This is a genomic window from Comamonas sp. lk (genome assembly GCF_900564145.1).
Taxonomy (GTDB): Bacteria; Pseudomonadota; Gammaproteobacteria; order Burkholderiales; family Burkholderiaceae_C; genus Comamonas.
This window is the reverse complement of record NZ_UOOB01000001.1, coordinates 1,380,927-1,398,078: the sequence shown is the minus strand read 5'-3', so window position 1 is coordinate 1,398,078 and position 17,152 is coordinate 1,380,927. Positions and strand designations below refer to the sequence as shown.

General features: G+C 59.3%; 14 protein-coding genes. 8 read left to right on the top strand and 6 right to left on the bottom strand.

Annotated elements, in window-relative coordinates; genetic code table 11:
* Positions 1–6: 6 nt before the first annotated feature.
* The 4 genes from tpiA to rpsO form a co-directional block, all read right to left on the bottom strand.
* On the bottom strand, positions 7–753 hold the full coding sequence (gene tpiA / locus EAO39_RS06220; protein WP_120966638.1) for a triose-phosphate isomerase: 747 nt from the start codon (positions 751–753) through the stop codon (positions 7–9).
* Entirely contained in the window at positions 750–1,742 is a 993-nt protein-coding gene (locus EAO39_RS06215) for an NAD(P)H-quinone oxidoreductase (RefSeq protein WP_120966637.1), read from the bottom strand. The genes tpiA and EAO39_RS06215 overlap by 4 nt, the downstream gene beginning before the upstream one ends.
* 156 nt (positions 1,743–1,898) lie before the next feature.
* Complete coding sequence (gene pnp, locus EAO39_RS06210) at positions 1,899–4,145, bottom strand: polyribonucleotide nucleotidyltransferase (protein ID WP_120966636.1); 2,247 nt, start codon at positions 4,143–4,145, stop codon at positions 1,899–1,901.
* Between the two features lie 204 nt (positions 4,146–4,349).
* A complete protein-coding gene (gene rpsO / locus EAO39_RS06205; protein ID WP_099738165.1) occupies positions 4,350–4,616 on the bottom strand; it encodes a 30S ribosomal protein S15 in 267 nt (88 codons plus the stop codon).
* A 305-nt stretch (positions 4,617–4,921) separates the two neighbouring features.
* Here rpsO and EAO39_RS06200 point away from each other — a divergent pair, with 305 nt between their 5' ends.
* A complete protein-coding gene (locus EAO39_RS06200) occupies positions 4,922–5,251 on the top strand; it encodes a hypothetical protein (protein WP_162989454.1) in 330 nt (109 codons plus the stop codon).
* 35 nt (positions 5,252–5,286) lie between these two features.
* Here the strand turns inward: EAO39_RS06200 and ribD are convergent, their stop codons facing one another.
* The gene (gene ribD, locus EAO39_RS06195) at positions 5,287–6,423 is read right to left on the bottom strand and encodes a bifunctional diaminohydroxyphosphoribosylaminopyrimidine deaminase/5-amino-6-(5-phosphoribosylamino)uracil reductase RibD (RefSeq protein WP_120966634.1); all 1,137 of its coding nucleotides are present in this window, start codon (positions 6,421–6,423) and stop codon (positions 5,287–5,289) included.
* Positions 6,424–6,523: 100 nt separating this feature from the next.
* Between ribD and pilV the strand changes: the two genes are divergently transcribed.
* The 7 genes from pilV (at position 6,524) to EAO39_RS06160 (ending at position 16,074) form a co-directional block, all read left to right on the top strand.
* Positions 6,524–7,171: a type IV pilus modification protein PilV gene (gene pilV / locus EAO39_RS06190; RefSeq protein WP_120966633.1), complete on the top strand. Its 648-nt coding sequence runs from the start codon at positions 6,524–6,526 to the stop codon at positions 7,169–7,171.
* Positions 7,168–8,214, top strand: a complete 1,047-nt coding sequence (locus EAO39_RS06185) for a PilW family protein (protein ID WP_120966632.1) — start codon at positions 7,168–7,170, stop codon at positions 8,212–8,214. Before pilV ends, EAO39_RS06185 begins: the two co-directional genes overlap by 4 nt.
* Position 8,215: 1 nt before the next feature.
* The gene (locus EAO39_RS06180; protein ID WP_120966631.1) at positions 8,216–8,839 is read left to right on the top strand and encodes a PilX N-terminal domain-containing pilus assembly protein; all 624 of its coding nucleotides are present in this window, start codon (positions 8,216–8,218) and stop codon (positions 8,837–8,839) included.
* A gap of 10 nt (positions 8,840–8,849) precedes the next feature.
* The gene (locus tag EAO39_RS06175) at positions 8,850–13,046 is read left to right on the top strand and encodes a PilC/PilY family type IV pilus protein (RefSeq protein ID WP_120966630.1); all 4,197 of its coding nucleotides are present in this window, start codon (positions 8,850–8,852) and stop codon (positions 13,044–13,046) included.
* On the top strand, positions 13,043–13,558 hold the full coding sequence (locus tag EAO39_RS06170) for a type IV pilin protein (RefSeq protein WP_205589353.1): 516 nt from the start codon (positions 13,043–13,045) through the stop codon (positions 13,556–13,558). The genes EAO39_RS06175 and EAO39_RS06170 overlap by 4 nt, the downstream gene beginning before the upstream one ends.
* Positions 13,555–14,145, top strand: a complete 591-nt coding sequence (locus EAO39_RS06165) for a GspH/FimT family pseudopilin (RefSeq protein WP_120970763.1) — start codon at positions 13,555–13,557, stop codon at positions 14,143–14,145. Before EAO39_RS06170 ends, EAO39_RS06165 begins: the two co-directional genes overlap by 4 nt.
* A gap of 246 nt (positions 14,146–14,391) precedes the next feature.
* A complete protein-coding gene (locus EAO39_RS06160; protein WP_240466903.1) occupies positions 14,392–16,074 on the top strand; it encodes a phospholipase D family protein in 1,683 nt (560 codons plus the stop codon).
* 4 nt (positions 16,075–16,078) lie between these two features.
* Here the strand turns inward: EAO39_RS06160 and EAO39_RS06155 are convergent, their stop codons facing one another.
* Complete coding sequence (locus EAO39_RS06155) at positions 16,079–17,077, bottom strand: tRNA-dihydrouridine synthase (RefSeq protein ID WP_120966628.1); 999 nt, start codon at positions 17,075–17,077, stop codon at positions 16,079–16,081.
* Positions 17,078–17,152 lie beyond the last annotated feature (75 nt).

Sequence of the window (17,152 nt, the reverse complement as noted above, 5' to 3'; positions counted from 1 at the left end):
AGGCGCTTATTGCGCAGCCGCAATAATGGTCAAGAAATCCGCCGCCTTGAGAGCGGCACCACCCACCAGACCACCGTCGATATCGGCTTGCGCCAGCAACTGGGCCGCATTGGCCGCATTCATGCTGCCACCATAGAGCAGCGGCACACGAGCCGCTTTTTCGGTAGCCGCCGCCAGTTGTGCACGCAGCACGGCATGCACTTCCTGGGCTTGCTCGGGGCTGGCCGTCTTGCCGGTACCGATGGCCCAGACGGGCTCATAGGCAACAACCAGCTCGCTCACGCACAGACCCACCTGATGAATCACGGCCGCCAGTTGGCGCTTGACCACCACTTCGGTCTGACCGGCTTCGCGCTCCTGCAAGGTTTCACCCACGCAGACGATGGGAGTGATGCCTTTGGCCAAAGCAGCCTGCGCCTTCAGCGCAACCACTGCATCCGTTTCGCCATGGTATTGGCGACGCTCGGAGTGACCGACCAGCGCATAGCGCACGCCAAATTCCTTGAGCATGGCGGCCGAGTTTTCGCCGGTGAACGCACCCTGCTCATGCTGGGACAGGTCTTGCGCTGCCACATCAATCGCAGATCCCGCAAGTTCCGCCTGAATTTGAGCCAGATATACCGCAGGTGCAGCCACTGCCACACCGGCCTTGTTATCCGCAGGCAAGCCTTGCTTGAGTGCCTGCAGCAAAGCTGCGTTGGCAGCCAGGCTGCCGTTCATCTTCCAGTTGCCGACAATGAGTTTTTGCTTCATTTTTCCCAAGTCAAAACGATTTTTCCGGTGTGCTGACTCGACTCCATCAGCGCATGCGCTGCTGCTGCGTCGGCCGCATCGAATTCACGATAAATGGCTGGGCGCACGGTTCCGGCTTCCAACATGGGCCAGACCTTGCGCTGCAGCGCCTGCGCAATAGCCGCCTTGAAGGCCACCGAACGCGGACGCAATGTGGAACCTGTAATGGTCAGGCGCTTGCGCAGCACCAGGCCGGCATCGAACTCGGCCTTGACGCCGCCCTGCACCGCAATGATGACCAGGCGACCGTCGGCTGCCATGCATTGCACCTCGCGCGCCACATAGCTGCCCGCAACCATGTCCAGCACAACATTGACGCCCTCGCCTTGCGTGATGCGCAACACTTCGGCACCAAAGTCCTGGGTCTTGTAATTGATGGCGTGATCGGCACCGAGCTTGAGGCAATCCTCGCACTTGGCATCCGAACCCGCCGTCACAATGACTTTGGCGCCCCAGGCCTTGGCAATCTGAATGGCGGTAACGCCAATACCGCTGCTGCCGCCTTGCACCAGCAAGGTTTCGCCTGGCTGCAGCGCACAACGGTCGAACACATTGCTCCAGACCGTGAAAAAGGTCTCGGGCAAAGCAGCGGCCTGCACATCGCTAAAGCCTTGCGGCACCGGCAGACATTGCTGCACCGGCGCCACACAGTACTGCGCATAACCGCCACCGGCAACCAGCGCACAGACGCGATCGCCAATCTTCAATCCCGCTTGTGCCATGGCCGCTTCATCGCCGGAGACGATGACGCCCGCCACTTCCAGCCCCGGAAGATCGGAAGCACCGGGCGGCGGAGCGTAATGGCCTTTGCGCTGCAGCACATCAGGGCGGTTGATGCCGCTGGCTGCCACACGGATCAGCACTTCGCCCTCAGCCGCCACCGGCATGGGACGCACACCCATGCGCAGCACGTCGGGCGCGCCAAAGGCGGTGATTTCTACCGCACGCATTGTGTTGTGTTCCATATCAGAGCCTAGGTTTAAAAGTCAAATCAGGCTTGAGCCTTTATGGATCAAGCGCAAGAAGCTATCAATACAAGAGCATCTACAGCAAGGCAGCTCAAGCACAAACGGGAATCCTCCATACAGAGGATTCCCGCTCAGCGATTACTGCTGTTGCTGTTGTTGCTGGTCGTCAGCGCCGCCGCGGTTGTCGCGTGGCTCACGGTTCTCGCGGGGTTCGCGCGAGTCACGGTTCTGACGGGGAGCACGTTCGCGGTACTCGCGGGGTTCGCGAGGCTCACGCTCGGGCATGCCGGCGGGACGCTCGGTCAAAGCCTTCATGGACAGCTTGACGCGCCCCTTGTCGTCGGTTTCCAGAACCTTGACCTTGATGACCTGACCTTCTTGCAGATAGTCGGTCACTTTTTCCACACGCTCATGAGCGATCTGGCTGATGTGCAGCAGACCGTCCTTGCCGGGCAGCAGGTTGATCAGAGCACCGAATTCCAGGATCTTGACGATAGGACCTTCGTAGATCTTGCCGATTTCGACTTCGGCCGTGATTTGTTCGATGCGCAGCTTGGCAGCTTCAGCCTTCGCGCCGTCAGTGGCGGCGATGGTGATGGTGCCGTCTTCCTCGATGTTGATCTGCGTGCCGGTTTCTTCGGTCAGCGCACGGATGGTGGCGCCGCCCTTGCCGATCACGTCACGGATCTTCTCGGGGTTGATCTTCATGGTGAACAGCTTGGGAGCGAAATCGGACACTTCGGTCTTGGCTTCGCCCATGGCTTCCTGCATCTTGCCCAGGATGTGCATGCGCGCTTCCTTGGCTTGCGCCAGTGCCACTTGCATGATTTCCTTGGTAATGCCCTGGATCTTGATGTCCATCTGCAAAGCCGTGATACCGCTGGTGGTACCAGCCACCTTGAAGTCCATGTCGCCCAGGTGATCTTCGTCACCCAGGATGTCGGTCAACACGGCAAAGCGGCTGTCTTCCTTGATCAAGCCCATGGCGATACCTGCCACATGTGCCTTCATGGGAACGCCGGCGTCCATCATGGACAGGCAGCCGCCGCAGACCGAAGCCATGGACGAGGAGCCGTTGGATTCCGTGATTTCCGACACCACGCGGATGGTGTAGGGGAACTCTTCCTTGGTGGGCAGGCAAGCGGCCAAAGCACGCTTGGCCAGACGGCCGTGGCCGATTTCGCGGCGCTTGGTCGAACCCATGCGGCCCACTTCGCCGGTGGCAAAGGGAGGCATGTTGTAGTGGAACAGGAAGCGGTCTTCGAACTCGCCCGACAGTGCGTCGATACGCTGTGCATCGCGCTCGGTGCCCAGAGTGGAGATCACCAGAGCCTGTGTTTCACCACGGGTGAACAGGGCCGAACCGTGGGTGCGGGGCAGCACGGAGTTGCGGATTTCGATGGGGCGCACGGTGCGGGTGTCGCGACCGTCGATACGGGGCTCGCCTGCCAGAATTTGCGAGCGAACGATGCTGGCTTCGATATCGAACAGCATGCTTTCGACCTTGACGCCATCAAACGCCACGCCTTGCTCGGTCAGGCCGGCCTTCACGTCGGCGTAAGCCAAACGGCAAGCGTGCGTGCGCACTTGCTTGTTACGCTCTTGGTAAGCAGCGCGCAGCTTGGCTTCGCCCAGCTCGGCCACCTTGGCGATCAGCGCTTCGTCCTTGGCAGGCGCAGTCCAATCCCACACGGGCTTGCCGGCGTCACGCACCAGTTCGTGAATCGCGTTGATGGCTACTTGGCCTTGCTCGTGGCCGTAGACCACGGCGCCCAGCATGACTTCTTCAGGCAGTTGTTGGGCTTCGGACTCCACCATCAGCACAGCGGCTTCGGTACCGGCAACCACCAGATCCATCAGCGAATCCTTGCGCTGGGTCTGACCGGGGTTGAGCACGTACTCGCCATTGATGTAACCCACGCGTGCCGCACCGATGGGGCCGTTGAAAGGCAGGCCGGACACCGACAGGGCGGCGGACACAGCGATCATCGCAGCGATGTCGGCATCCACTTCGGGGTTCAACGAGATGGTGTGGATGACCACGTGCACGTCGTTGTAGAAGCCTTCTGGGAACAGAGGACGGATAGGACGGTCGATCAGACGCGAAGTCAAAGTCTCCAGCTCCGAAGGCTTGGCTTCGCGCTTGAAGAAGCTGCCGGGGATCTTGCCTGCAGCGTATGTCTTCTCGATGTAATCAACGGTCAGGGGGAAGAAATCCTGGCCTGACTTGGCAATCTTGGAACCCACCACGGTGGCCAGCACCACGGTGTCGTCGATATTGACCAGCACGGCGCCGGAGGCCTGACGGGCGATTTCGCCGGTTTCCATGGTGACCGTGTGCTGGCCCCATTGGAAAGTCTTGGTCACTTTATTGAACATGGTCATCTTGACTCCTTGTTTGATAGCCGAATGCGCACATCCAGCCTGTAAATGGAGTGCAAACAGAACACGATGCCATTCCAGTGCTGCGCTTGATGCTATGAATAGTGCAGCATTGGAATGACACAGCTTCGCTCTGTTTTGCTTTCTCCGAAGTAAAAAACGCCTGAGCTAGCGTGCTAACTCAGGCGTTTCGATCTTGCACTGTGCTTACTTACGCAGGCCCAGCTTGGCGATCAGAGCAGTGTAACGCTCAGCGTCCTTGGACTTCAGGTAGTCCAGCAGCTTACGACGACGGCTCACCATGCGCAGCAGGCCGCGACGACCGTGGTGGTCCTTGGCGTTTGCCTTGAAGTGAGGAGTCAGTTCGTTGATGCGAGCAGTCAGCAGAGCCACTTGCACTTCTGGGCTACCAGTGTCGTTTTCGGAACGAGCGTTAGCCTTGACAACTTCAGCCTTGATAGAGGCAGCGATCATTTTGTTTTCCTTGGAGATTGGCGCTCGGCAGGCGAGCACCTTGGTTACTTGCGCCGGGGCTGGAAAGGCTCTGGCGTGCGTCTTGCACCATGCAAAACTTGTCGATTATATCAATGGCTGCTCATTACCCTAAAACACCACCCAAGCAAGGTTGATGATTTGCCTGGAGCTCATTGCAGTCTCAGCACTTGCTTGGCACCTGTGCCGCCATTCTCTGTAGACAAGCAGCATGCAGCGCACAGGACTCTGCGCTGGTACGCGATCAAGGCAAACCCCAGCCAGCCAACCGCGCCAGCGGCGACAAAATGCAAGACATCTCTGCCACGCCAGGAGACTTTGCGATGTACACCTCAACGATTCCAGCCACGATGCCTGCGATGCGCCCGGGCACAGGCTTTCTTGCGGCGCTGGCCATGACAGTGGCTGCAACGCTCACCCATCTTCCTGCGCAAGCAAGTGAAAGCAACAGCAAGCGCTCATCCAAGACCGAAAAACGCCAAAGCTCTCGCATCACCATCCAACAAACACGCAGCAGCTCGGAAGAAACCCCGGCCCAACGCGACAAGCGGCTGTATCGCGAGTGCCAGGGCTTACCCAACTCAGGGGCTTGCGCGGGCTACACAAGGCGACGATAGGTCGACCTAGTGATAGGCAAGCCATTGCACAAGGCTCAGAACTGATCTCGCCCCTTGATTCTGGCAAGCACTCGCAAATCCACGCCCACGCGGTCGATGGCGTGAAACTCCATATCAATGGACTGGTCCAGGCGTTGCAAGGAGGGCAGCAAAGCCCATTCCTTACCCGGCCCCAGCAACTTCGGCGCCACATAGGCCAGCAACTCATCAACAAGCGAGGCGTTCAGCAATGCGCCATTGAGCGTCTCCCCGGCCTCCACATGCAACTCATTGATTTCCTGGGCTTTGGCCAAATCCTGCATGACAAATGCCAGATCTATGCGCCCTTGCCCATCCCTTGGCGCTTCAATTAACAGAGCGCCTTGTGCTCGCAACTCATCAGCCTGAGGCTGATTGATATTCAAGGCATAGATAAGAACAGCACGAGGCGCTTTAAAAATCGCAGCATCCGCAGGCGTTCGCAAGTGACTATCCACAATCACCAGCTTGGGCTGCCGTTCGGTGAGCACATCGCGAACGTCCAAACGTGGGTTGTCAGCAAGCACGGTACCCACGCCCGTCAAAATGGCACAGCTACGGGCACGCCAGGCATGCCCGTCCGAACGGGCATCCGATGAGGTGATCCATTGACTGACTCCGTTGCCCAAAGCCGTTTTACCATCCAGCGATGCAGCAACCTTCATGCGCACCCAGGGCTGCTTGCGCACCATGCGACTCATAAAGCCCAAGTTCAGCTCGCGCGACTGTGCAGCACCCAGCCCCACGTCCACCTGCACACCCGCCGCACGCAAGTGCGCCAAGCCATGGCCCGCCACCTGTGGGTTAGGGTCTTGCAGTGATGCAACCACACGGGCAACACCGGCCCGAGCAAGTGCCTCACAACAGGGTCCGGTGCGCCCCGTATGCGCGCAAGGCTCCAAAGTGACATAAGCGGTCGCCCCCTGCACACTGTGACCACGCCGGGCAGCATCGCGCAGCGCCATCACTTCGGCATGAGGTCCTCCCACTTGCTGAGTCGCACCTTCACCAATTATCTGTCCAGCGGCATTGACCAAAACACAGCCCACACGCGGGTTGGGCGAGGTCCGGTACAGCGCATCCTGCGCCAGCTCCAACGCCCGACGCATCCAAGGCGACTGCTCATCACTTCCCACTTCTTGCTCGTCATGCATGACGCAACTTCTCCGTTAATTTGGCCCAACGGCATGTTTCAGGGAACGAACGGCATCCGCCCATCACCACAAACACACACACACATGTAACATCGATTACATGAAACCAGCATCTCAGCGCACCTCTCGTTTGCGCAAGATTCAGCCCAGCTACCATGCCCATGGCTTCACTTTGATTGAAGTCCTGGTCGCAATTGTCGTCTTCTCCTTTGGCCTGCTGGGTATGGTTGGCATGCAGGCCTTTGCCTTGCAAGCCAATCGCGAAGCGCGGCTGCAAAGCCAGGCGACTTCTTTGGCACGAGAATTGGCAGAGATGATGCGCGGCAACAAGCAAATTGCCGTTCTGACCACCGCAGCCACCAACCCTTACCTGGGCACCTTTGCTGTGGGCAGCCTGACCCCAAGTACGGCGAGCTACTGCCTCAACGTCAGCAACGCCGCGACAGGCTGCACCACGACCACGGACATCGCCAGCGCCCAAATGACCGACTGGCTGGCCCGCGTCGACGCAACCCTGCCCGGCGCTCGTGTCTCTGTTTGCCTGGATGGTGCACCTTATGGTTCGGACGGCCTGCCGCAATGGAGCTGTACGCCCAGCACAGCCAATGAGATCATTTTCATCAAAATCGGCTGGACACAGACCAGCACCGACCGTAGCAAGACCGGCGCCGGCGCACTCAGCCAGGCCTCGGATGCCAACTCTCGCCCCAACCTGGTCCTGCCTGTGACCAGCGGAAGCAGCGTATGAACGTCTCTACCACTTTCCGCACAACCGGCCCCCGAGCCCTTCGTCGGCAGCGCAAGTTGCAGCATGGCCTCACCTTGATCGAGCTATTGGTCGCCATGGTGCTTGGCCTGTTGATCGCCCTGGCCGCCGCAGCGGCCCTGGTTGTGGCTCGCCAAGGCTTCAGCAATGTGGATGCAGCTTCGCAATTGCGTGATAACGGCCGTTTTGCACAAGATGTGCTGCAACGCGTAGGTGTGCAGGTCGGCTTCAAAAGCCTGCAATACGCCGCCACCACCCGACCCTCCAACACCGACGGAGTGCTAGCCAACCCGCCACCCCATGTCTTTGGACTCAATAACGCATCGCGCACCAGTGGCGACACTTGGGACGACGGCTCAGCGCGCACCAGCGGGTCCGTCGGCTATGGAAGTGACATTCTGGTACTGCGCTACCAGACCAGCATGAGCACCAAAGACGCCACAGCCCCTGATGGCACGGTGATCGACTGCATGGGCATAGCCCCCACCGCAATACCAACGGCTCGCGATGACCGCCTGATCAGCATTCTGCATGTCGCTGTTGGCGTGGACGGAGAACCGGCACTCATGTGTTCGCGCTCGGCCACGGGCGCGGCTCCCTATGACACACAGCCCTTGGTCAGCGGCGTCGAGAATTTTCAGGTGCTTTATGGCGTCGACGGTGTGGCACCCGGCAACACCACAACTCCCATTACAACAGCTGCAGACTCCGTGCCCGAGCGCTATCTGCGTGCCGATCAATTGACAGTAGACGGCAACGACACTGCCACTTATGCCAACTGGCAGCGCGTGCGCAGCCTGCGCATCGGTTTGGTGCTACGCGCCCCCCCAGGCTCGGCACTGGACCGCTCCAGCCAGACCTTTTACCCACTTGGGTCGGCCAAGGGCTCTGCCTCAGGCACAACGGGCTCGGCATTCTCCAGCACCAACGACCCCAATACGGTGTTTACTCCGGCAATTGATGGACGCCTGCGCCAGACCGTCACCTTTACCGTTCACTTACGCAACTTCCAGGAGGACATCTGATATGCAAAAGCAGAGAGCCTCTTCACGACAATCTCACTCACAAGCCGGTGCCTCCCTCATCGTAGTGCTGTTGATTCTGGTGGTGGTATCCATTCTGGGCGTCAGTGGCATCCAGATTTCCATGATGGGGGAGCGCAGTGCCCGCAACGACCGTGACAACCAGATTGCCTGGCAGTCTGCCGAAGCCGCGCTGATTGATGCCGAATTCGATATAGAAGGTCTACCAGCGACAGCCAGCATGCGACGCAATACCATTTTCGCCCTGGGAAAAACCAATATTGCGCAATTCATCCAGAACTGCGGCAATAGCGGACAAGCGCGCGGCCTGTGCGCCCTGAATGCCGATAACGTCAAGGCAGCATGGCTGTCTGTGGACTTCACCGCCACCGGCAACGACGCCTCCACGACTGCTCTAGGCACCTTCACCGGCCGAAACTTCCCGTCTGGCAGCGTCGGCATTCAACCTGCCCAAGCACCTCGCTATGTAATCGAAGCCATCCTTGACCCGGATCAGGCGCGCACCGCCAAACCCACCGATGTCAAGTACATCTATCGAGTCACTGCCATGGGATTCGGCCCCAACCCAGAAACACAGACCGTGATGCAAATGCTCTACCGCAATTAAGAGACTGCACATGAAGCACTCTATGTTGACCTCCACGCCCTTGCCGCCCAAGACCTCCTGGAAACGCTGGCTGCCCAGCACACCCCGCGCCTGGATGGCGTGGTCCTTCACCCCTTTAGCCGTGGTGATCTCATTCATCGCCATAGGCAGTGGCACGCCCCCCAGCATTCCCGCTGTTTCACTGGCGACAGAGCCGCTGTACGCAGCCACCACGGTAGACAAGCCGACAATGACTCTTGCCTTGTCTGTGGAGTACCCCACCGTGGGCGCACAATACGTGACTGGTTCAAGCACCGATGCCACCTACAGCCCCGACAACGAATATCTGGGCTATTACGACGCCGAGGCTTGCTACAACTACAACGATGCGCCAACAGAGACCATTCCTACCGGTTTCGTCAAAGCCGACTACAAACGCTTTGACCGCATTGGCAACGCCACTGGGCGCCAGTGCACAGACGCCTTTAGCGGCAACTTTCTGAACTGGGCCAGCAACTCGGCCATCGACATGCTGCGTCTGGCCCTGTCCGGCGGAGATCGCTACATAGACACCCCCACCCTGACCATCTTGCAACGGGCTTTCATTCCCAATAACACCCCGGTATGCATGTGGAACAGCAACAATTTTCCGGCCAAGCAACTGAAAAGGAGCCTGGTTGCCAACGGCAGCTATGGGGGAGCTGTGCCCCAGAAAATGAGGACTGCAGCCGGCAACAATGATATTTACGTAGCCAGCACGCTCAATCGTATTTATTTCGGCACCACAAGAGGTGGTGGCTGCGGTAACACAAACTCTTACAATCTCTCTTCATCAGGCAACAATGCACTGAATACGGACGGCTTCTTCTATTCCCGAGTTCAGGTCTGCAATACCAATACCGCTGGTGCCTTGCAGGATGCTCGTGACTACAACCTGTGCCGCCAGTATCCCAACGGCAATTACAAACCCACGGGCGCCATCCAGAAGTACAGCGACCAGCTACGACTCGCCGCCTTCGGCTACCTCATGGACCCCACGGCCAGCTATAACAATGGTCGCTACGGTGGCGTGCTTCGTGCACCCATGAAGTATGTAGGCACCAAGACCTATGACGCTCAGGGCCAGGACAACACCCCCGCAGGCGGCAACCCCAAGGCGGAATGGAATGCCAGCAATGGAGTCTTCAACCCTGACCCTGAAAATGACACGCTCAACATTAGCGGCGTAATCAATTACCTCAACAAATTCGGGCGCACCGGAGCCACCCCCGGGCTGTATAAGACCTACGACCCCGTGGGCGAGATGTACTACCAGAGCCTGCGTTATCTGCAAGGCCTCCCTCCCACCCCAGATGCCGTCAGCAACATCACTTCGGCAATGCAGGATGGTTTTCCGGTCTACACCAGTTGGCCGGACGACCCCTATGGCGGCGCACGCAGCGACACGGCCGACTACTCCTGCCTGAAGAGCAATATCGTGGTGATTGGCGACATCAACACTCACGATGGAGACTGGCGCAATATCCCGACCACAGACAACAAGGCCGCCAACGTACCCAACTTTCGCAACTGGCACAGCGTGGTGCGCTCGTTTGAAAACAATGCCTCGGCCACCTATGTGGACGGCCAAGGCACCTCACGCACCACAGGCAACCCCAATGGCGCGAACGGAAATTCCCCCAGCAGCTCACAAACCAGCCAAATCATGGGCTATGCCTACTGGGCCCACACACACGATATACGGGGAACGGATTGGACCAGCGGGGCGGCCAACCCTCTTTTGGCAAACGGCACGACACCCAATCCAGCCACCAAGCGCCGCCCAGGCCTGCGCGTCAAAACCTATTTGTTTGACGTGAACGAAAACGGAACGCAGAACGACGCCAACATCCGGCGCAATCGCAACCAGTTTTTCATGGCAGCCAAGTACGGCGGCTTTGAAAGCGACCCATCCAATCCCGGCAACGGCCCTTACAACACCTACGGCAACCCGTTCAAACGCCAAAATGGTACGAACGATAACAACGTGTGGCAAAAGACGGATACACCTGGCGAAGCAGCGTCCTATTACCTGCAAAGCGATGCACGCAATGTATTGAATGCATTTGACGAAATCTTCAGCCGTGCCTCCACAACAGCACGCAGCATTGCTGGTGCAGCCATACCTTCCAGCGCGGTCTCCAGCACCAGTGGCGCTGTGACCTACTCCGCCAACTTCGATACCAGCAACTGGAGTGGTGACGTGGTGGCAGAATCCATCGTGGTGGGTAGCGGCAATCAGCTCTCGGTATCTGCTCCACTGTGGAGTGCGTCGACGCGCCTGACGACCATGACTTCGCCAGCCGCCAATCGCAAGATCTTCGTTGGCGCAGGCTCTGCCACAGCCAATCCTACGGCTACCGCATTTACCTGGACCACCATCAGCAGCACCTTGCAAGGCCAGCTGAACAAAGCCAGCCCCAGCAGTGCCGCAGATACCAAAGGGCAACAACGCCTGAACTTTCTGCGTGGTGACCGCAGCCAGGAAGGCAACCTGTTCCGGGTGCGCAGCAGCTTGCTGGGCGACATCATCAACTCCAACGTGGTTTATTCAGGGGCACCAAGCACGGCCTTTACAGGTACGGGCTATACCGCTTTTCGCAACGCTTACGACAACCGGACAGCGGCAGTGTTCGCAGGCGCCAACGATGGCATGCTTCATGCCTTCAATGCCAGCAATGGCAATGAACTATTTGCCTATATCCCCAGTTGGCTAGGTCCACGTCTGTCAGCCTTGGCAGAACTCGATTTCACCAACAACCACCAAAGTTATGTGGATGCACCCCTGGTTGTCGGCGAAGCCCAGGTTGCCTTTGCGGATGCTGCTGCCGACTGGAAAACCGTCCTGGTGGGAGGAACCGGCGCCGGAGGCTCAGGCATCTTCGCACTCGACGTATCCAACCCTGGCAACTTTGCGGCCAGCAACGTGATGTGGGAGTTCACACGCGCCGACGATGCCGACCTGGGCCAAGTCATAGGTCAGCCCCAGATACTCAAGTTGCGAACCGATGCCAATACCAGCACCCCCACGTATCGCTGGTTTGCCGTGGTTGGCAGTGGGGTGAATAACTACCTGCCTGAAACCACGGGAGGCCCCTTCAGCAGCTCAGGCAACCCCGCCCTGTTCTTGCTCGCCCTGGACAAGCAGCCCACGGCCTCATGGGTGCTGGGCACGAACTACTACAAAATTTCCCTGCCCGCAGACAGCACACTGACTGCAGCCAATGCCACAGGCCTGGCCAATTTCGCAGCCTTGTACGGCCGTAATGGCGAAGTCACAGACATCTTTGCTGGCGACTTACACGGCAACCTCTGGAAGCTGACATTCACGGGGAAGACTCCTGCCAATTGGAACCTCAACACCTTGTCCTATTTCAACAAGGGGACAAGCGCTAGCCCACTGCCCTACCCCTTTTATATCGCCCGAGATGGCAGCAGCAGCCCCAAGATACAGCCCATCACAGCCGCTCCCTCCATCTTTTCCGGACCTATAGTCAGCGGCCAGGAAACTTTTTATGTCGCGTTCGGCACAGGCAAGTTCATAGAAGCGGCAGACAAAATATCCACCAACACCAATAGCTTTTATGTGATCTATGACAACGGCAGCACCACCAAGGACAACTCGCCCGCCTCGGCCAGCGCCATTACAGGTCGCGGGCGCCTAGCGGTGGGCACGGTCAACACAACGACCAGAACCATTTCGGTGCCAAGCTTCAAATGGGGACGCGCCACCTCCAACACAGACAACACCAAGCGCTCCGGTTGGTACTTCGACCTTCCGAGTTCTGGCGAAAAATCCCTTAGTAACATTGTCAACCTCGGCGCACTCAATGCGGCTTTTAACACTTTGATTCCAGGATCGCCCGGAGCCTCTGCTGGTGCCTGCACCAGCAACCAGGGCAGCGGCAACGCCTATTCCTTGAACATCGCAACGGGCACAGGGCAGTACACACAATCCACAGTAGGTGTTCTGGGCCCGGCAGCCTTTTTTTCGAATGACGATGAGACGACTGTCAGTGCCAGTGACAGTACGGGCCGACGTATCCGCACGGTGACCCAGCGCGGACTGAGCATTGGCCAGGAAGGTGCCGGTGCCAGCGGGCAAGCGACTCAAGTCAAGCAAACCATTGGTCGCCTGAGCTGGCGCCAAATCCATGACTACCAAGATATGAGAAACACAACGCCGTGAAAAAACAAACACTCCAGCATAGTTTCACCCTGATCGAACTCATGATCGTCGTCGCAGTCATTGGCGTACTCGCAGCCATTGCCTACCCTGCCTACACCGACTCCATTCTCAAAGGACGCCGCGCCCAGGCGCGTGCAGCCCTGGCAGAGTTGCTACAGCAGCAAGAGCGCTACATGACTCAACGCAACTGCTACGCAGGCTTTACCACCAACTCCAGCACGGGCGTCGCCACGGCAACCTCTCCAGGCAGCGCCTGCGGCGGAGTCACACCTAGTAGCGTGCCATTCAAGACATTTGCAGGAGACAGTCTGGCCAATGCCAGCTATATTTTGTCGGCCACTGCCTGCCCTGATGGATCGGGTGGTTCGCTCTCCATTGCTTCATGCGTTAAGGCAGTGGCGACCCCCATTCGTGCAGACCCTGCTGTCAATGTTTTGGAGATGACAAGCTCAGGCACCAAGACCTGCACCGGAACAGCATCCACCTCCAATCCCCGACTGTGCTGGCCATGAAGTCCGCCCCAAGCTCTGCCCATGGGTTCACCATCATTGAGCTGATGACCACACTGGCCGTTGCAGCCACGCTACTGGTGGTGGCCGCCCCCAGCTTCCTCAGCTTTCAGCGCAACTCAGAACTAACATCGCTGACCAACAAGCTGCTCGTTGCCATCAACAGCGCGCGCGGTGAGGCAATGAAAACCGGCCGCAATGCCTATGTCATACCTGTCAACACCAACGACTGGGCCGCGGGCTGGCTGGTCTATGTCGACCTGAACGGCAACGATACTTACAACGCCGGAACGGACACCCTCGTTTTGCGCGAACCAGCCGTACCCAGTTTTTTGAACATCAGCGGCACCAACAGCGCGGCAACTTCAACCACCCCAACCCCCCACATCGGCTTCAACGGTGCCGGCTTTGCGCGCAGCATTCCAAGTAGCAACACCTTGGCCAATCTGTCTCTGACCCTCAAGCGCAACGACACCTCAACCGCGACGGCCGATGAAGAAACACGCAAGGTACTAGTGGCACGCACCGGGCGCACCCGGGCCTGCAAGCCATCCACCGACAGTAGCTGCAAAGACACTTCGGACAACTAGGCATAACGCCCAACGCCAGGGCCCCACATCTGAATCCTTTCGGCGGCAGTTGCTCTAGGCTGCGCATCATTGCCCACATCAAGGACCGCGCGGCTTTTTAAAGCGCGATAGCACTTTGCAGATCTGAGCCAACGCTCCCGTCTCCGTCCGACAAGCAGCAGGCCAGCGCCGGGCTATATCTTGACCATGTCCGACCTTGCCGCCTCTGCACACTCAACCCCGCCATCCACAGCAGCGGCGGGCCGTATGCCATTTTTTGCCGCGCTGGCTCTGACGGTAGTTTTGGCGGGCTGCGCAGCGCCTTTGCCACACGATGTGGAGCGCCCCATCTCTTCGGCTTTCAGCACGCCCGAAGACACCGAGCTGGGTCGCCTGATCACCACCGCCCGGCCGCCCACGGCCAAACCCAATGCATCGGCTTTTGCCCTCCTGGCCGGCCCACAAGCAGCCTATAGCAGCCGACTGGCCTTGGTAGACGGCGCCCAGCAAACCCTGGATTTGCAGTACTACGCCATTCATGCCGACCAAAGCACCAGCCGGCTGTTGCGAAGCATTGTGCAGGCTGCCAGACGCGGCGTGCGCGTGCGCGTGCTGCTGGACGATTTTCACAGCACGGGGCCGGACGCACAGGTGATGCGCCTGGCCTTTGTACCCAATATCGAGATGCGCATGTTCAACCCGCTGGCCGGGTCGCGCAGCTCCAGCCTTGGGCGGGCCTGGACCATTCTTACGGACTTCCAGCGTGCCCAGCAGCGCATGCACAACAAGCTGTTCGTGGCCGATAACGCCCTGGCCGTGATCGGCGGGCGCAATCTGGGCGATGCCTACTTCGATGCAGCACAGGATGACAATTTCGTGGATCTGGATGTGCTGAGTGCAGGCAGCATCGTCAAAGACCTGTCACACAGCTTTGACAGCTATTGGAACAATGTGCGCGCCTACCCCGTGCAGTCACTGATCAGCAAACAGGATTTGCTACAGCTGCAAGCCCAGTTCAAGCGCGAAGATCAGGCTCAGCATGCTTCAGAAGCTGCTACCCAGCCCTCTGCCGAGGCCCGTTCCAGCATCTGGGACGAAAAACCTATGGACTTGCAAGGCGTCGCCTGGACCTGGGCACTTGCCGCCGTGCTGGCGGACAGCCCGGCCAAAATCCCCACCGAAGCCGACCAAAGCAGCAACACGACAGACCCGGGCAGCTCAGGGCCGAGAGCACAGCTGCAGCACAGCGCTCCACCCCCTACCGGCTTGCACAGGCTGGCAGCTCCCGCGCAGCAGGCCGATTCTGTGGTCGATGGCTTGCTGACCCTGGTACGCAACGCCAGCAAAGACCTGCTGGTCGTCTCGCCCTACTTTGTACCTGGGCCGGAAATCATGACCGCCTTCAGCGCCGCCCGCGAGCGCGGCGTGCGCATCCGCGTGCTGACCAACTCCCTGGCCTCCAACGATGCGCCGCTGGCCCATGCCGGCTATGCACGCCACCGCAAGCAATTGCTGCAGATGGGGGTTGAGTTGCACGAGCTGCGCAGCGAGGCTGCCAATGTCAGTTCGGCGTTTCGTGCCGGCTCCACGGGTAGCTCGGGCGGCAGCACGGGCAAATCGCGCGCCATGCTGCACTCCAAACTGCTGGTGGTTGACGGTCGGCTGGTCGTGATCGGCTCCATGAACCTCGATCTGCGCTCACAGCTGCAGAACACCGAAATCGCCGTGCTGATTGCCAGCCGCTCCTTTGGCAGCCAGGCCGCCGGCAGCATTGAGGAAACCCTGTCGGAAAACAGCTGGCAGGTAGAGATAGCCAAGGATGGCGATCTGATCTGGCGGGCTCCCAAGGACAGCGATCGCACCGATATGCGCACCGAGCCCGATGCCAGCCTGCCGCTGCGGCTGATGCTGCAGCTGCTGGGCCCGCTGGCTCCGGACCGGCTGCTTTAAATCCTCAGGCCGCCTCAGGCCAGACCCACTCCTGTGCCAGATCACGCTGCGGCAGCGCTGCCACCCAGGCGCTGATGGCCAACTGATCGGTTTGCGTGCGCAGCTCCTGATAGGCAATTTCAGCTTGGGGAAAGCGTCTGCGCATCAGATTGAGCCATTGCTTCAGGCGCCCCGCGCGTTGGCGCGGCTCCAGGTCCTCGCAGACCATATGCCAGAAACGCTGTACCTGGGGCAGCAGATCGGGCCAGTCCACGGGCCGGGCTGCAGGCGCGTCCTCCTGGCCCAGCGCCGCGCGAATCGCCAGCGCCAGGCCCGGGTCGGCCACAATGCCGCGACCCAGCATCAGATCCTCGCAACCCGAGACCTCGCGGCAGCGCAAAGCCTCCTCCACCGTCCAGATCTCGCCATTGGCCACCACAGGCACGCTCACCGCTTCGCGAATGCGCGGAATCTCTTCCCAATAGGCGGGAGGACGGTAGCCGTCGAGCTTGGTGCGCGCATGAACCACGATTTCGCAGGCACCGCTATCGGCCATGGCCTGGGCGCACTCCGTCATCAAGGTGCGGTCGTTGAAACCCAAACGCATCTTGGCGGAAACCGGCATATGCGCAGGCACGGCAGAGCGCACGGCAGAAACCACACGGGCAATCTGCTGCGGATCCTGCAACAAGGAAGCACCGCCGCCATGGCGGTTGACCACCTTGGCCGGGCAGCCAAAATTCAGATCAATCCCCTCCGGCCCCAGGCGAGCCAGATTGGCCGCGTTTTCGGCCATGCTCACAGGGTCCGAGCCCAGCAACTGCGCACGCACGGGCACGCCTGCCAGCGTCTTGCTGCCATTGCGCAGCTCGGGCATGGTGCGCAGATAGACCTTGTCCGGCAGCACAGAGCCGGTGATGCGAATGAATTCGGAGACGCAGCGATCCGAGCCGCCCACACGGGTCAGCACATCACGCAGCACAAAATCCAGCAGTCCCTCCATGGGAGCAAGCAACAGTCTCATTTCACGTACCGGAACAAATTTCAATAAAAAATGGCTGATGCGCCTACAGTTAAAGCGCTTCAAGCTACATAAACA

Excerpts from the sequence above, each read along its gene's own strand:
- EAO39_RS06200 (WP_162989454.1), top strand. The coding sequence starts at position 4,922 with ATGCAAGACATCTCTGCCACGCCAGGAGACTTTGCGATGTACACCTCA.
- EAO39_RS06160 (WP_240466903.1), top strand. The coding sequence starts at position 14,392 with ATGCCATTTTTTGCCGCGCTGGCTCTGACGGTAGTTTTGGCGGGCTGC.
- EAO39_RS06175 (WP_120966630.1), top strand. The coding sequence starts at position 8,850 with ATGAAGCACTCTATGTTGACCTCCACGCCCTTGCCGCCCAAGACCTCC.
- rpsO (WP_099738165.1), bottom strand. The coding sequence starts at position 4,616 with ATGATCGCTGCCTCTATCAAGGCTGAAGTTGTCAAGGCTAACGCTCGT.
- EAO39_RS06165 (WP_120970763.1), top strand. The coding sequence starts at position 13,555 with ATGAAGTCCGCCCCAAGCTCTGCCCATGGGTTCACCATCATTGAGCTG.
- EAO39_RS06155 (WP_120966628.1), bottom strand. The coding sequence starts at position 17,077 with ATGAGACTGTTGCTTGCTCCCATGGAGGGACTGCTGGATTTTGTGCTG.
- EAO39_RS06215 (WP_120966637.1), bottom strand. The coding sequence starts at position 1,742 with ATGCGTGCGGTAGAAATCACCGCCTTTGGCGCGCCCGACGTGCTGCGC.
- pilV (WP_120966633.1), top strand. The coding sequence starts at position 6,524 with ATGAAACCAGCATCTCAGCGCACCTCTCGTTTGCGCAAGATTCAGCCC.
- ribD (WP_120966634.1), bottom strand. The coding sequence starts at position 6,423 with ATGCATGACGAGCAAGAAGTGGGAAGTGATGAGCAGTCGCCTTGGATG.
- tpiA (WP_120966638.1), bottom strand. The coding sequence starts at position 753 with ATGAAGCAAAAACTCATTGTCGGCAACTGGAAGATGAACGGCAGCCTG.
- EAO39_RS06185 (WP_120966632.1), top strand. The coding sequence starts at position 7,168 with ATGAACGTCTCTACCACTTTCCGCACAACCGGCCCCCGAGCCCTTCGT.
- EAO39_RS06180 (WP_120966631.1), top strand. The coding sequence starts at position 8,216 with ATGCAAAAGCAGAGAGCCTCTTCACGACAATCTCACTCACAAGCCGGT.
- pnp (WP_120966636.1), bottom strand. The coding sequence starts at position 4,145 with ATGACCATGTTCAATAAAGTGACCAAGACTTTCCAATGGGGCCAGCAC.